This window comes from Brevibacillus fluminis (assembly GCF_003710825.1).
Classification (GTDB): Bacteria; Bacillota; Bacilli; order Brevibacillales; family Brevibacillaceae; genus Brevibacillus_D; species Brevibacillus_D fluminis.
Window position 1 is genome coordinate 19,037 of sequence record NZ_RHHQ01000015.1, and the last position, 12,963, is coordinate 31,999.

11 protein-coding genes are annotated in these 12,963 nt (G+C 51.3%); 7 read left to right on the top strand and 4 right to left on the bottom strand.

The window, feature by feature from the left end; genetic code table 11:
- Positions 1–149: 149 nt before the first annotated feature.
- Entirely contained in the window at positions 150–1,343 is a 1,194-nt protein-coding gene (locus EDM56_RS19005; protein WP_122919666.1) for an acyl-CoA dehydrogenase family protein, read from the bottom strand.
- A gap of 16 nt (positions 1,344–1,359) precedes the next feature.
- Positions 1,360–2,547 (bottom strand): CaiB/BaiF CoA transferase family protein, encoded by a 1,188-nt coding sequence (locus tag EDM56_RS19010; protein ID WP_122919495.1) that lies wholly within the window; start codon positions 2,545–2,547, stop codon positions 1,360–1,362.
- Between the two features lie 291 nt (positions 2,548–2,838).
- Between EDM56_RS19010 and EDM56_RS19015 the strand changes: the two genes are divergently transcribed.
- From EDM56_RS19015 to EDM56_RS19025, 3 genes are all read left to right on the top strand, one after another.
- Positions 2,839–3,921, top strand: coding sequence for an HD-GYP domain-containing protein (locus EDM56_RS19015; protein WP_122919496.1), 1,083 nt, complete (start codon positions 2,839–2,841; stop codon positions 3,919–3,921).
- Between the two features lie 73 nt (positions 3,922–3,994).
- Positions 3,995–4,615: a YhcN/YlaJ family sporulation lipoprotein gene (locus EDM56_RS19020; RefSeq protein ID WP_122919497.1), complete on the top strand. Its 621-nt coding sequence runs from the start codon at positions 3,995–3,997 to the stop codon at positions 4,613–4,615.
- 131 nt (positions 4,616–4,746) lie between these two features.
- Positions 4,747–7,968 (top strand): AfsR/SARP family transcriptional regulator, encoded by a 3,222-nt coding sequence (locus EDM56_RS19025; protein ID WP_122919498.1) that lies wholly within the window; start codon positions 4,747–4,749, stop codon positions 7,966–7,968.
- Positions 7,969–8,034: 66 nt separating this feature from the next.
- On the opposite strand, the gene EDM56_RS19030 is transcribed toward EDM56_RS19025, so the two are convergent.
- Positions 8,035–8,406, bottom strand: a complete 372-nt coding sequence (locus EDM56_RS19030; RefSeq protein WP_122919499.1) for a cupin domain-containing protein — start codon at positions 8,404–8,406, stop codon at positions 8,035–8,037.
- A 152-nt stretch (positions 8,407–8,558) separates the two neighbouring features.
- Here EDM56_RS19030 and EDM56_RS19035 point away from each other — a divergent pair, with 152 nt between their 5' ends.
- From EDM56_RS19035 to EDM56_RS19050, 4 genes are all read left to right on the top strand, one after another.
- A complete protein-coding gene (locus EDM56_RS19035) occupies positions 8,559–9,134 on the top strand; it encodes a TetR/AcrR family transcriptional regulator (RefSeq protein WP_183192522.1) in 576 nt (191 codons plus the stop codon).
- A 31-nt stretch (positions 9,135–9,165) separates the two neighbouring features.
- Positions 9,166–10,359, top strand: coding sequence for an HlyD family secretion protein (locus EDM56_RS19040; protein ID WP_122919501.1), 1,194 nt, complete (start codon positions 9,166–9,168; stop codon positions 10,357–10,359).
- Positions 10,356–11,549, top strand: coding sequence for an ABC transporter permease (locus EDM56_RS19045; RefSeq protein WP_425456330.1), 1,194 nt, complete (start codon positions 10,356–10,358; stop codon positions 11,547–11,549). The genes EDM56_RS19040 and EDM56_RS19045 overlap by 4 nt, the downstream gene beginning before the upstream one ends.
- Positions 11,550–11,768: 219 nt before the next feature.
- Complete coding sequence (locus tag EDM56_RS19050) at positions 11,769–12,278, top strand: DUF3907 family protein (protein ID WP_122919502.1); 510 nt, start codon at positions 11,769–11,771, stop codon at positions 12,276–12,278.
- Between the two features lie 74 nt (positions 12,279–12,352).
- Here the strand turns inward: EDM56_RS19050 and EDM56_RS19055 are convergent, their stop codons facing one another.
- Positions 12,353–12,949: an NAD(P)H-dependent oxidoreductase gene (locus tag EDM56_RS19055; RefSeq protein ID WP_122919503.1), complete on the bottom strand. Its 597-nt coding sequence runs from the start codon at positions 12,947–12,949 to the stop codon at positions 12,353–12,355.
- Between the last annotated feature and the right edge of the window lie 14 nt (positions 12,950–12,963).

Genomic DNA, 12,963 nt, shown 5'->3' on the forward strand with positions numbered 1-12,963 from the left:
GTCTTCCGCCATCATGCCACTCGAAACTATCTTTTTCTTCTGCCGGTGAGAATCGCTCATCGGCATTTTCTTTTAATGGGCACAAAAATACGTTTACGGCAAAATGAGAAAAAATGCCGTAAACGTATTTTTATTGAAAAACACGCAGCTTATTCTTCGAATGGCCAAGCAGGGAGCATTTTGGACAGCGGCTTATCGCTTCGGTAGCCCAGAGCATATTCGGCTTGCATGATCGTATGGATTTCGCGAGTTCCCTCATAAATGACAGGCGCCTTAGAGTTACGCAAAAAGCGCTCAACGGGGTATTCGTTGGAGTAGCCGTATGCACCATGGATTTGAACGGCATCATTTGCTGCTTCAAAGGCAGCGTCACACGCGATCCATTTGGCTAGGGAAGTTTCCTGCGTATTGCGCTTGCCTTCATTTTTGAGCCAGCCTGCACGGTACACGAGCATTTGCGAAATCTCGAGATTAGCCGCCATTTTGGCGATCATTTGTTGGACGAGTTGGTGTTTGCCGATTTCCTTGCCGAATGTTTTGCGTTCATGGCAGTATTTCACGCTTGCCTCGAGGCACGCATCGATTAGTCCGCATGCACCCGCTGCGACCGTAAAGCGCCCGTTATCCAAAGCAGCCATTGCGATCTTGAAGCCTTCGCCTTCCTGGCCGAGCAGGTTTTCTTTCGGCACCCGAACGTCCTCCAAAAATACTTCGCCCGTATTGCCAGCGCGAATACCGAGCTTGCCCTTAATCGCTTTCGTGGTGACACCGGGGAAGGTGCGCTCGACGATAAAGCAGCTGATCCCGTGATGCTTCAAATCAGTATCGGTCTTGGCGAAAATCAAGAAATTGTCGGCTACATCGCAGAGGGAAATCCACGTTTTCGAACCGTTCAGCACATAACTGTCGCCATCGCGGCGAGCAGTTGTCAGCATGGCGGCTACGTCGGACCCTGCATTTGGTTCTGTCAGTCCGAAAGCACCGAGCTTTTCACCTTTTGCCTGCGGGACTAAATACTTTTGCTTTTGGGCTTCCGTGCCCCACTGCAAAAGCGTCATGCTGTTTAGCCCCGTATGGACCGAGACCGCCGTTCGAAACGCGGTGTCCCCGCGCTCCAGCTCCGCGCAAATGATGGCGAGTGTATTGTAATCCATGCCTGCACCGCCATATTGCTCAGGGATGCAGGAGCCCATCAAAGACAGGGCCGCAAGTCGTTTCAACACACTTGGCTCAAAATGACCTTCAGCATCCCATTTTTGAATGTACGGGATGATTTCCCGATCGACAAACGTGCGCACCATTTTTTTCACTTCTACTTGTTCAGGGGACAGGGAAAAATTCAGCATGTCATGATTCCTCCTAAATGATTTGATTGCGTTTCATTTCATCAATCTGCAGTTCGGTATAGCCAAGCTCGCGCATGATGCTGTCGGTGTGTTCGCCATGGAGCGGGGGATGCCGCCTCATTTCAACCGGTGTACGGGAAAGCTTGAACGGGCTCCCGACTAGCCGGATGTGCTCAGCGGTCGGGTGGGCCATATCAACCACCATCTCGCGTGCCATTACCTGCGGATCAGCAAACAAGGTGTCAAGCGTATTGATCGGCCCGTTCGGAATGTCGGCCCGATCGAGTGCTGAAAGCCACTCAGCGGCAGGGCGGCTGCACAGCTGACTGGTGATGAGCGGGATTAGTTCGCCGCGGTTTCGCACGCGGTCGGCATTGGCGGCAAATCGCTCATCGCTGGCCAGCTGCGGCATGCCAATGATTTCGGCAAAACGGGCAAACTGGCGATCATTGCCGACTGCGACGACGATGTCACGATCTTGGGTAGGGAATACTTGATAAGGAACGATGTTCGGGTGCTGGTTGCCAAGCCGCTTCGGCACATTGCCAGAGATGAGAAAGTTGCTGGCCACATTGACCAACGCCGCGATTTGCGAATCAAACAGGGAGATGTCGAGGCTTTGCCCCAGTCCAGTCCGGTCGCGGTCATGCAGGGCTGCAAGGATAGCGACAGCCGTATGCAAGCCGGTCAAAATGTCGGCGATTGCAACCCCTGTTTTCATCGGAGCACCTTCGGGTTCGCCGGTGATGCTCATCAGTCCCGCCATCGCCTGGATAATGAAGTCGTAGCCCGGCACTTCTTTGTACGGGCCGTTTTGACCAAATCCGGTGATGGAGGCCATGATGAGCTGTGGATTTTCCTTGTGCAGCACGTCAAAGCCCAGCCCCCATTTTTCGAGGGTGCCGCTCTTAAAGTTTTGCACCAGCACATCGCTGCGCATGACCAACTGCTTCAATACATCCCGGCCTTGCTCGCTCTTCAAATCGAGCGTCAAGGCACGTTTGTTGCGATTGGCACAAAGGTAGTAGGCGCTTTCGCCACCGGTAAATGGCGGCCCCCAGGTGCGGGTTTCATCGGGGGAGCGTGGTCCCTCCACCTTAATAACCTCCGCACCCAGATCGCCAAGCATCATCGTGCAAAACGGACCAGCCAACACTCTGGATAAATCAAGAATGGTGATACCCTCCAACGCGCCTGCCACGAGCATCCCTCCTTTTGGAAAAAACAAAAAGCCAGTCAAACCGAGGTCGTCAAACCACGGTCGAACTGGCTGTCATTCGCGGGCTGTCTTTCGAGCAGAAAGATCAAGCGAAAGTAGGCAGTTAATTTAAATAATTCAGAACATATCATCATTATGTACAATCTGGGGAAAGATGTCAACCTGTCTGATAGCTTTAGTTGGCAGAATTTTCAAGAGTCTCGCCATTTAATTGCGGAAATGCAGAAAACATTTTACAATATAGATTATTCTTATGAAGACCGAGGTTGCAACATGCGACTAACATCTATCCATAAAGTCATCGTTGGCGAACAAATTGCAAAACCGATTTACAGCGCGTCGGGAATCACTTTGATCGGTGAGGACGTTCATTTGACCCAGCGTATGATTGACCGCTTAAAAATGGCGAACATTTCGTATGTATATATCAAGGACAAGCGTTTTGAAGATCTGGTCATCCCCGAGGTCGTCAGTGAACAAACACGGCGCGAAGCCATGGGGACGATTCTCCAAACGTTCCAAGCCTTTCAGGCACAGCCTGCCACCTCCTACCGCAAACCGATCCAAACCGATTTGGGCCGCTCGTTTCGAAATGTGATGGGTTCACTGATCGACGAGCTGAAGCATAACGAAGTAGCCCTTTCTTTATTGGGTAGTGTATGCGGTTTTGATCATTACGTGTTCACACACTCCTTTCAGGTGACGCTCTATGCGATCACAGTCGCATTGCGAAAAGGGTTCAATCAAAAGGAATTGATGGAAATCGGCCTTGGTGCCATTTTGCACGACATCGGCAAAATGATGGTTCCGTATGAAATTTTGTCCAAACCCGGCCGACTGACCGAAGAAGAGTATTTCCTAATGAAAAAGCATGCTGAATACGGTTTTGAAATATTGCGCAGGCAAGATAATTTATCTCTCTTGACCGCACATTGCGCCTTTCAGCATCATGAGCGATTTGACGGCAGCGGGTATCCGCGCAACCTGACAGACCTTGAAATTCATCCGTATGCAAAGATCATCGCAATCTGCGACGTTTATGATGCGCTGACCAGCAACCGTGCCTACCGAAACGCCATGCTTCCGCATGAAGCAATCGAAGTTTTGTACGCGGGGGTAGGGACCAACTTTTCCAAAGAGCTGGTCGAAGACTTCAAAAGCACGGTCGCACTTTATCCGCTCGGGATCAGTGTGGTGCTTACCACAGGAGAAACAGGCGTTGTAATCAATAATAGGGCAGAGCTGTCGAGCCGGCCGCTGCTTCGGATCTATAAAGGGCCGGACGGTCAGGACATCGATCCGTATGAACTCGATCTGGCGAAAAATCTGCATATCATGATCGTTTCATGTGAGTAGGTAAAGAGGAGAATCTTAACTCGGCTAAAGTCACTTCACAAGCACCATCCTACTGGTGAGGAGGTGACTTTAGATGAGGGGCATCGCTGTTGCATTGCTGCTCGCACTTACCATTACCTCTGTGGCCATTTTCTATCCAGACAAGGAAGGGGCACGGGGGCCGCAGCAACTCCCTAAGTCAAAATTTGAAACGTACGGGTACAACTATAACGGTTCCGGTTTGGGTGTGGATAAAGGGGTAGCCCATCTGTACATGCAGGAGTCAAGGAAACGGATGGAGCCGGGATTGATTGACCAGCTGGAGAAACGGGCCGAGTCATTGCCAGGTGTGCTCGACATCAAAATTGTCGCATATTTGGACAACCTGATCGTCGGCGTGTTGACAGACGGCCGGAATCATACGGATATGCGCAATACGGCTAACACTTACCCGAATAACCGAAGGACATTCGCTACCCGCATGCATGAGACGACGGATGGCTTTCACAAGGACATCATCCGTGTTTTGCGCCCTCGCCTTCAGGCGGAGTCCCGCTACAACAACATTTATATCGCCACGCAGCCGGCTATGTATGAGCGGATTAGCGAATTTCACCAACGCATCCACCGGGGTGAAAAGCTGACCGATGATGAGTTCATCTCCCTGTTGAATGATATGGGCTACATTACCAGAGGTTACAATCTGGTGGATTAACACAGGCAAGCGGCCATTTCCATCGAGCATTTCGATCGGGATTGGTCGTTTTTGCATGTAAAGCGTTTGCAGGAATTCCCGGGGAAAAAGGGAATATGGTAGGTAAGGTAATGAGGAGAGTGAGCGAGCGGATGAAGCCTACCATGATGCTTTCAAAGCTGACTTTGCCACGCATCCAGGTCCATATCTGGCGGCGTCCACGATTGGCCCGGAAAATTCGTGGCCTTTTAGCCAATCCGGTGTCGCTGGTAGCAGCGGGAGCGGGTTTTGGCAAAACTGCAGCGATAGCAACCTATGTCGCCGATCAGCACATTCAAGCCTGCTGGTATCGAATCGATCAGGAAGATAACGACCTTCCTGTTTTTATTTCTTATCTTGTGGAAGCCGTACGAGTGCGGTTTCCTGAATTCGGGGCGTCTTTGCTGCAGTTAATCGATGAGCAGCGCGGTCAGGTGCTTACAGAGGCATTCATCCGTGAATGTGCGGCCCTGTTCTGCAATGATGCTGCAAAGCTTGGAGACGACCTTCTGCTTGTATTGGATCAATACCATCATACTCTCTCGGTGAGTGCTGTGGATTCGTGGATGCAGCAGGTGCTTTTGCATCTGCCGGCGAACGCACGAATCGTCGTGATTTCCCGTGTCGCTCCGAATTGGGGCTGGTTTTCGGCAAGCAGGCTGCGTGGAGAAGCAGGGGAAATTACGGAAGCCGATTTGCGGTTCACAAAAGAAGACATGCGCGAATGGCTTCAGGGAGACTATAGCTATGAGATCGCGGAAGAAGATCTAGCACTGCTGGAGAAATGGACGGCAGGGTGGATTGTTGGCTTGCGCTATTTGGCTGAGCACGTGATGGAGGGGCATACGATACCGGAGCTCCTTAGCGAGCACTCGGTTGTGCGCAAAGAATTGCTGTGCTACTGGGATTCGGAGGTCGTGCTGCCATTAACGGAGGGCATGCGAGCGTTTTTGCTCGACGGGTCGGTTTGCGATGTCTTGACGAAGCAAAAGTGGATGCACCTTTTGGGGCAAACAGAATCGTTTGACCGCTTGTTCGAAGAGGCGAAGCGCAGGCGCCTGCTGTTTGCCGATACGAGAGAGCAGGAGTGGACGTATCATCCGCTTTTACGACAGGTGCTGATGCAAAAGTTGATGGCGCAGCCCGAACATTTTCAGCAGCTCTCGATGCAGATCGCCCGATTTGAGGCGCAAGCCGGCAGAACGCTTGATGCGCTCGAACATTTGCGGCGTGTCGAGGCATGGGAGGAGATTGGCGAGCTGCTCGCGAATTGCGGTGATGAAATGCTGCAGACCGGCCAGCTTGATCCGCTTTACAATTGGATCTTGGCGCTGCCGGCTGAATCGAAAGAACGGTTCCCCCATCTGTGGTATTACCAAGGGGAAATTGAACGTTCACGCTGCGTATACCCGCAAGCGCTTTCCTCGTATGGGCGCTATATCGAGCGCTGCGAGGAGGTGCAAGACAACATCGGTATTTGTCGGGGGTTGGAAGGGCAAGCGCGCGTGCATTTGGATAGTGTCCAGGGCTTGAAGGCGGAGCTTTTACTCAAACGGGCGGTCACAATTTTGAACCCGGGGGATGATGACATTCTTGCGGCACGCTTGTATAGCCTGCTCGCTGAAGTGTATACGAACCGGGGCAATACGGGACTTGCCAGCCACTGGATTGAGCGCACACGCGAGCTGGAGCAAAAAGCCGAGCTGGAAGGCGAAGCGCGTCTCCTGTTCCGCACTGGCCGCATGCAAGCGGCGATTCAACTGCTGGAAAAAGAATGGCAGCCTGACAAACAAGAGGAAACGGTCGCGCTTACCCGCTCATACCGGGAAACGTCCCTCGTTCTTGCTTTTGTCTATGCCATGACAGGTGAGCGGGAAAAAGGCATCATCGTTTCTGAAAAAGCCATCGAACTGGGCAAAGCGGCCAATTCGCCGTTTGTCGAGGCGTACGGTTATATTCGTAAGGCACATTCAGCATTACTTCACAAAGAAAAGTCAGTTGAGGAGATCCGCGCCTTGTATCAGGGGGGGCTGGCGATCCTTGAAGGGATTAACTCCAATCGGGGGAAAGCAGAAACGCTGATGGGCCTCACCTTGCTGTATGCCACGGAAAAATCGCTCGATGCAGCATTGGCTTGCGCCGAGCGGGGACTGCAGGAAACCGCCGTCATTCAGGATGACTGGGTCGATGCCTTGATACGGCTGGGGATGGGTATCGCATATGCGAACTGCGAAGAATATGCGTTGGCAGAGCCTGTATTTTTGCAATGTGTCGAACGATTCAGCCAGTGCGGAGACATTTTCAACCTGGCGATCTGCAGGCTGTGGCTCAGCTACTTGGCTTACAAACGGGAAGACTGGAACAGCTTCGTTCCGACAGTTTCCGCTGCGCTGACCGCGATTCAGGCAGGAGAATATCAGTTTTTGCTGCAGCGTCCGACGATGTTTACTCCAACAGGTGTGCAAAAGCTGCTGCCGATCCTCATCGAAGCGCAAAAGCGGCAAATTCAGCCGAATTACGTTTCCCAGCTGTTGACGGAACTGGGGCTGCAAAACGTAGCGTTTCACCCCGGTTATACGCTACGGATCTCGACGTTGGGGAGTTTCCGGATTTGGCTCGATCAGCGAGAGCTTGGCGAGCGGGCATGGCAACGTGGTAAAGCAAAGCTGTTGTTCCAGCTGCTGTTGACGCGGAGGCATAATTTGTTGGCTCGTGAGGAAATCATCGATTTGCTTTGGGCGGAACAGGACGAAGAAGCAGCCCAGCGAGATTTCAAGGTAGCGCTCAACGCCTTGAACAAAGCGCTGGAACCGAATCGGGAAGCGCGTACAACCGCGTTTTTTATCCAACGACACGGCTCATCGTATGGATTCAATCTGGCCTCAGGCTACCAGCTCGATGCAGAGGAGTTTGAACGACTGGTCGTCTCCGGGCTGGCAGAGACTGATCACAAGCAAGCGACCGTGCTCTTAGAAAAAGGCTTGGCGTATTACCAAGGCGAATATTTGCCTGACTGCCGTTACGAGGATTGGTGTATTGAAGAGCGGGAGCGGCTTGGCGTGTTGTATTTGCGTGGGGCGGAAAAGCTTGCGCAGGCCTACCTGGCGTTGGAGCAGTATGAAGCATCGATACGGTGGTGTGAGAAGATTTTGCAAATCGATGATTGCTGGGAAGAAGCGTACCGGCTTTTGATGATTTGCTATCATCGGCAAAATAACCGCTCGCTTTCATTGAAGTGGTATGAAAAATGCGTGGCAAAGCTGAAGGAACAGATGGGGGTGTCGCCACTTCCGTCGACCCGCGACACGCTGCAATTAATCATGGATCAAGACTAGCTTGAACACGAAGAGCTCCCTTCCTGTAATGAGAAGAGAGCTCTTTTTGTGCGATAACCAAATGATTTACGCCTGTTCCAGTCCAAGCGAACGCATTAACGCAGCGGGGTTCAAATCGGGACCTTCGATGACGATTACGGTCATACCAGAATCGGAGCCGGACTCATGACCTTCTCCATCCTCCCAAAAAGCTGCTTCCCCAGCGTGTAAACGAATGACCTCCGTACCCTCGGCACGCACCCAACCTTCCCCCTGTACAACCAAAAATAGTTGCTTGCCGACAGCCGGGTGAAAACCGACCAAGCTGTTTTCGGCAAAATGCAGGCAGCCGATTTGCACGCGGCCTTCCACGCGGATGATTGGGGAAATCCCTACTTGTTTGCTTCCATACATCTCAATAGTGCGCATGACTGCGGGATCAAAACGAAAAAGCTGCAAAGCATGCATCCTCCTTTATTTCCTAGGAAACCGTATACAAGAGAGAATTCTGATCCAAAGTTTCCAAATCCTCCTTGACGTTTCAAAAAGAGTGGAGTAAACTCATTTTTGTACTGACCAGTCAGTTTAATAAAAACGAGAGGCTGAGTGTGATGTCGAAAAAGGATCTTATCACCGAAGGTGCGCTGCGTGCTTTTGCCCAAAACGGCTACGCGGAGACGACGATGGACGCGATCGCAGACGTGGCCAAGGTGGCAAAAGGTACGTTGTACTACCACTTTAAGACAAAGGAAGAGCTCTTTTATTACGTCAACCGAAAAGGAGTCGATCTCCTGGTACAGACGGTGACCCACGCTATGAAGGACGAGGGGCGCAGTGTGGCGGAGCGAATGTTAGCTGTCTTTGATGAACATCTGCGCTTTTTCGCCGATAATAAAGATTTGTGCATTTTGCTGCTGCAATTTAGCTCTGGTGACCAGGAGCGCGATTCAATGATTGGTTCCTTGCTTGGCGAATATTTTGCCACAATGGAAAAATTCCTCCGCACGCTACAGGAGCAAGGCATCATCAATGCGGAGCTGGATGTGCACACATTGGCGTCGGCGCTCTTCGGGATGGTTGGCTTCACCGCGCTGCGACAAATGTACCGGGGGGAAGCGATCTACACCGATGAGACGCGCAACACCTTGATTGCCCTGTGCAAAGGCGCATTGGGCTTACAATCATAAGAGAGAAAAAGGAATAGGGGAGAAACGTAACATGAGCAAGGCACGTTCGATCATTGGCATTACCGGTTTCGTCGCATGCATCGTTGCTTTAGGCAGCTATCTGCTTGCGCCGGGAGGACAGGGGACGGCGATGGGCAGCCAATTGGGCTCTACCGTCAGCGTTGTAGAAGGAAACGAAGTGGACCTCGCGTTCAAAATGGCGGGCTCTATCGATTCAATCAATGTAAAAGAAGGAGACCAGGTAAAAGCGGGCGATCTCGTGGCGCAACTATCGAGCGATGAGCTTTTGGCGAAACGGGAACAGGCAGCGGCAGCCTATCAGCTGGCACAGGTGAAAGTGGAGCAGGCGAACAAAGGTGTGACCGTCACAGCAGAAACGAGCAATGCGCAGGTCAGTCAAGCACAGGCAACCGTTTCGGCGGCAACCGCACAGCTGCAGGCGAACAAAAACGGAGCGCGGCCCGAGGAAGTTGCACAGCTGAAAGCGAGGCTGGTGGCAACGCAAAACGGATACGACACTGCGAAAAAGCAAAAAGAGCGGATGGAACAGCTCTTTGCGGAGGGTGCGGTGCCGAAAGTAAACGTTGAGCAGGCGACCATGCAGTTCGAGCAGGCTTCCGCTGAGCTGGCAGCCGTGCAGGAACAGTTGAAAATGGCGCAAAGCGGTGCACGCCAGGAGCAAATCGATGCTTCTCGCGCACAGGTCGCGCAGGCAAACGCCGCCTATGAGCAAGCGATTGCGGCGAAAGGACAGGTCGGCATCAAGCAATTGGATACCAAATCGGCACAAGCGGGCGTACAGCAGGCAAAAGGCGCTCTGGATGAAATCGACGCTTATTTGAAAAATACGAAGCTTTTGGCACCGGTAAACGGTGTCGTCAAATCGGTTTCTGTGCAAAAAGGGGAGCTGGTTGCACAAGGGCTGTCCGTCATCACGATCCAGGCGCAGGATGAGCAGTTTGTGAAATTTTATCTGGATGAAAACAAAATCGGTTCACTCACTGTCGGTCAAGAAACCAAATTGTATGTGCCTTCCCTCGATAAAGAGGTGAATGGAAAAATCACGATGATCGCCCCTGCGGCTGATTTTGCTGTCAAAAAAGCGACAACCGAGCTTGGTGACCGCGATGTGCGCGCATTTATGGTGAAGGTCGATGTATCGAACCAACAGCTCCGACCAGGGCTATCCATCGAATGGCAGCTTGAAGGGGATGGCCGCAAGTGAGCAAGATCAAAGGGCTATTCTTTAGCGAATGGCAGTCCATTTTCAAAAATCCATCGATGATTTCCGTGCTTCTGGTCGTGCCGATCTTGTACTTTACGCTGTTCGGCAATCTGTATAGTGAAAAGAAAGTGATGGAAATCCCGGTTGTCGTTGTTGACAGCGATCACTCGGAAATCAGCCGGGAGCTGATCCGCGCCTTTGATGTCGATGCCACGTTCGCAATTAGCTCGATTGTACCAAGTGAAGATGAAGCAATGAAGGCCATCGACAAGGGTTCGGCCTATGTCGGCCTGATCATTCCGGCGGGTTTGGCGGAGAAAGCAAAGAGCGGCAAAGAAGCGGAAGTTTTGACCATCATCGATGGCAGCAATATGATGATCTCTAATACTGCCGTGCGGGCCGCAAATACGCTGATCAAATCGATTTCGGCTGGAGTCACGTTGAAGAAGCTGGAGGCAAAAGGCGAGTGGGGTGAGGACGGGAAAAACTTCTTCACGGGAATCGATTATCGCTACCGCGTCTTGTACAATCCAACATTTAGCTATTTGTCCTTCATGGTTTTCGGCTTGGGCGGAACCGTGTTACAGCAAGTATTGTTCCTTGGTGTGGCACTGGCTGTCGCACGTGAGAAAGACTTGGGCACATGGCACAAGACTGTCCGATCGTATAGCTTTTTTCAATTGGTCTTAGGAAAACTGACGCCCTACTTCATCTTGTCGACGTTCAACTTGATCGTGACTTTCACCATGGTGCTCAAATGGTTCCAGGTGCCGTATTACGGTAATCCTGCCTATCTGATCCTGGCAGGTACGCTGTTTAACATCGCTGTCCTATCGATCGGATTCGCCATTTCCTATGTCACCAAGGACCAGCTTCAGGCGACTCAGCTTGCAATGCTGATCGCCGTCCCATCCTTTATGCTGTCAGGCTTTACCTGGCCGCTGATGTCAATGCCTGCAGTGATTGCGGGCATCGGTAAGTCGCTGCCGCTCACCTACTTTTTGCACGCGGTCCGCGAAGTGCTGACCAAAGGCCACGGGCTGGAGGCGATACGCACGGATTTGGCTGTACTGATGCTCATGGCCGTAATCGGTTTGTTCCTCGCATATTTGGCCTATTTGCTGCAATCGCGAAAATTCGCTACCAAGGCAGATGCCGAAGAAACGGGTGTTGTCGTTACTCAGGCTTGAGAAGAAAAGACCTCCACACACGCGGAGGTTTTTTCTTTTGGAGAACGATTCGATTGGGTTACCACATCAGGGCAAAATGAATACAATGGGCTGGGTAATACCCGATAAGCACGGGAAGCACTGCGCGCTGGTAAAGAAAAAGCACTTGTGAATATTTCACGAATTTTTTACAATGGAAAGTAGAACTTATCATCCTTTTTACGCCCCAAGGAGGTACTCATGTCTGGAACACACTTGAAACAGCTCTGCGAGGACACATACCACCGTTTGAAAAAGGTAAGCATGGAGTTGGAGAGATATTTGAACCAGGTCACATTGACCAGCCTGATTCAAGAATCGGGTGATCCAGAAGACTACGAAGCGTACTATCGGAACTATTTATCGGATTTACGCCATCTGTTTGTCTATTCAGAGAATGCCTATGAAAAATTGGGCATTTGTTTGCGTCGTGCCCGCTTCAACGAAGAGTTTGCTGAAGAAGCGTTGTTTCAAGTGTATCACTCCTGTGTGAACAATTTTTATTATCCAAAAGGCGAAGTATACGATGAAGATGGTCGCTACTCCTATACAGGGCAAGATGCGATTTTGTTTCGTAAAGAGGTAACACCTGCGCTTCGCAATCTCACGCTGTCGCTTTCCAAAACCTTTGAGCAAATGCGTGAAGATCTGCAGTACTACGAGACAGATTATATTACGAAAAAGCGAATGCAGCAGGCGGTCAAACCGTAAAGATGAGCAAAAAACGGAAACAGGAACAGGCACGCTCCAGAAAAGGACGTGCCTGTTTCTTCTATATAAATTGATTAATGACTGACCGGCTCGAGAACCGATTCAAACAGCTGTTCCACTCCGCGCTCCATCTCTGCACGGTCGCTGTCATCCACATGTGAGACGGCAGAAAAATTACGATAAGCCACCGGCTTGCAGCCGACGAAAGAGAATACGCCTTCTGCGACCTGCTTTTCAAGCACTTCATCCATTCCGCTACGCTGCATCTCTTCTTCTGATTCGCGCGTTGTCGTTATTACGATGGCGCGTTTTCCGGTTAACAGGCCGACTGGTCCATCCGATTCGTAACGAAAGGCGAATTTGTGCGTAAATACGCGGTCGATCCAGCCCTTTAAAATTGCGGGCTGCGACCACCAGTAGACCGGATAGATCATGACCAGGAGATCGGCGTCCGTCACCTGCTGCTGTTCCTCGTCGATATCACTGCTGACGCGTCCTTGGGCAATGTTGTGCATGTCGCTCTCGGAAAAGACGGGCTGAAAGTTGTTTTTATACAAATCGTTGACGCGGTAAGTGATTCCTTCTTTGTCCAAGTATGATTTGACTTTTTGCAAGATGTCATGGTTGAAGCTCGACTCTCCGGGATGGGCGAACACGATGTAAGCTTTCATAGCAGGTCCCTCCA

Excerpts from the sequence above, each read along its gene's own strand:
- EDM56_RS19040 (WP_122919501.1), top strand. The coding sequence starts at position 9,166 with ATGAGCAAGGCACGTTCGATCATTGGCATTACCGGTTTCGTCGCATGC.
- EDM56_RS19015 (WP_122919496.1), top strand. The coding sequence starts at position 2,839 with ATGCGACTAACATCTATCCATAAAGTCATCGTTGGCGAACAAATTGCA.
- EDM56_RS19055 (WP_122919503.1), bottom strand. The coding sequence starts at position 12,949 with ATGAAAGCTTACATCGTGTTCGCCCATCCCGGAGAGTCGAGCTTCAAC.
- EDM56_RS19020 (WP_122919497.1), top strand. The coding sequence starts at position 3,995 with ATGAGGGGCATCGCTGTTGCATTGCTGCTCGCACTTACCATTACCTCT.
- EDM56_RS19035 (WP_183192522.1), top strand. The coding sequence starts at position 8,559 with ATGTCGAAAAAGGATCTTATCACCGAAGGTGCGCTGCGTGCTTTTGCC.
- EDM56_RS19025 (WP_122919498.1), top strand. The coding sequence starts at position 4,747 with ATGAAGCCTACCATGATGCTTTCAAAGCTGACTTTGCCACGCATCCAG.
- EDM56_RS19050 (WP_122919502.1), top strand. The coding sequence starts at position 11,769 with ATGTCTGGAACACACTTGAAACAGCTCTGCGAGGACACATACCACCGT.